1 protein-coding gene is annotated in these 1,823 nt (G+C 73.2%); it reads left to right on the plus strand.

What is annotated here, in order from left to right; all coding sequences use genetic code 11:
• Positions 1 to 1,823, plus strand: a 1,823-nt coding sequence (locus GA0115259_RS37175) for a tetratricopeptide repeat protein (protein ID WP_141716865.1), incomplete at both ends; no start/stop codon positions are given.

Below are 1,823 nucleotides of genomic sequence, written 5' to 3' on the forward strand. Positions count from 1 at the left end.
CGCTGGCCGGCCGCGCGTCCCTGGGCGCCGCCGCCGCGGCGGCGCTGCTGGCGACGGACGAGCGCACGAACGAGCACACCGACGGCCGCGCGGACGAGCAGGCCGCGGCGCAGTTGCTGACCACACTGTCCCGGGCCGGTCTGATCGATCCGGTACGGTCCGGCCGCTACCGGCTGCACGACGCCGTACGGACCTTCGCGCAGGCGCGGCTACGGGAGGAGGAGCAGGAGGCCGACCGTACCGCCGCGCAGGAGCGCCTCATCCGCAACTACGCGGAGCTGGCCGACTCCGTGATCCGGCTGGTCGACGGCAAGACATCGACGCGCGCGGACCTCTTCAAGACCGCGGCGGGCGCGCACGGCTTCTCCTCCCTGGACGCGGCGCTGCGCTGGCTGGACGAGGAGTCCAGCTTCATCACGGCCACGCTGCGGCAGGCGGAGGGCGTCGACCAGCAGGCCGTGCTCGATCTGCTCGGCGCACTCTGCGACTACTGCCTGCTGCGCGGCGATCTCTACCGGCTGGGCGAGATCAGCGAGCTGACGCAGGCGGTGGACCAAGGGCTGCTCGTACGCTCGGTCCAGTGGCGCACGGGTATCGCGGCCCGTCAGCTCGGCGAGCTGGACAAGGCGCGCTCCACCCTGACCTCGGTGGTCGATCTCTACCGGGAGGCGCAGCACGACGCGGGCGCGGCCCGTGCGCTCTGCTCGCTGGGCATCACCCTGCACCACCAGGGCAATCTGCCCGAGGCGTCGGCGAAGCTGCGCGAGGCGCTGGCGCTCCAGTCCGGCGACGAACTGGCGGCGGACCGCGCCTGGACACTGCACGCCCTCGCCGCGGTCGAACGCGACCGCGGCGGTCTCGCGGAGGCGCTCGCGCTGCTCTCCACGGCGCTGGTGCTGCACCGCGAGAGCGAGTCCGTCCACGGCGAGGCCTGGTCGCACTTCCAGCTCGGCCAGGTCTGTCTGCGCATGGGTGATGTGGTACGGGCGGAGGCAGAGCTGGGCGAGGCGCTGGAGCTGTACGGCAGGACTCGCGACGGCCGAGGCGAGGCCTGGGCGCTGACTCAGCTCGCGCGGGCCCGTCTGGTCGACGGCGAACCAGGCCCGGCGGTCGGCGGGCTCCGTGACGCGCTCGCCCGCCACCGGGAGAACGAGGACGCGCGCGGCGAGGCCTGGACGCTCTACTACCTGGGCCAGGCGCTGGAGGAGAACGGCAGCCGCGACGAGGCGGTACGGGAGCTGGAACGCGCCCGCACGATGTTCTCGCGGATGCGGGACGTATACGGTCTGGCCTGCGCCCGGCACCACTCGGGCCGGGTCACCCGCGACCAGCGCGCCGCCCAGACCGGCAATCTCCGCAACTCGGGCTTCGCCCGTCAGCTCCTGGTCGACGCCCGCGCCGACTTCCACCGTATCGGCGTCGCCCACGGCGAGGCGTGGACCTGTGTGGAACTGGCCATCATCGACGCGGGCAACAACCGCGCGGCCCAGGCGCTCCAGCTCTGCGACGAGGCGACGGCGCTCTTCGCCTCGTACGGCGACGAACGCGGCGCCGACTGGTCCCGCTTCCTGCGCTGCACGCTCCTGCCGTACGCCTCGGCGGGTGGTACCGAGGTCGGCTCGGCGGTGGCCGAACAGGAGCTGACGGAGCTGACCGCCGCCCGCCACGCGCTGCGCGACGGCAAACTGGAGGACTGCGCGGACGCCTACACGGTCATGCTCCGCCGAGGCGTATCCCTGGACGACGGCTGGCAGGCCTGGCACCTGGGCATGGTCCCCACCCGCCACGCCCGCGAGGTCATGGGCGTACCGGTGGAAACGGCA

It is taken from the genome of Streptomyces sp. MnatMP-M17 (genome assembly GCF_900091995.1).
Taxonomy (GTDB): domain Bacteria; phylum Actinomycetota; class Actinomycetes; order Streptomycetales; family Streptomycetaceae; genus Streptomyces.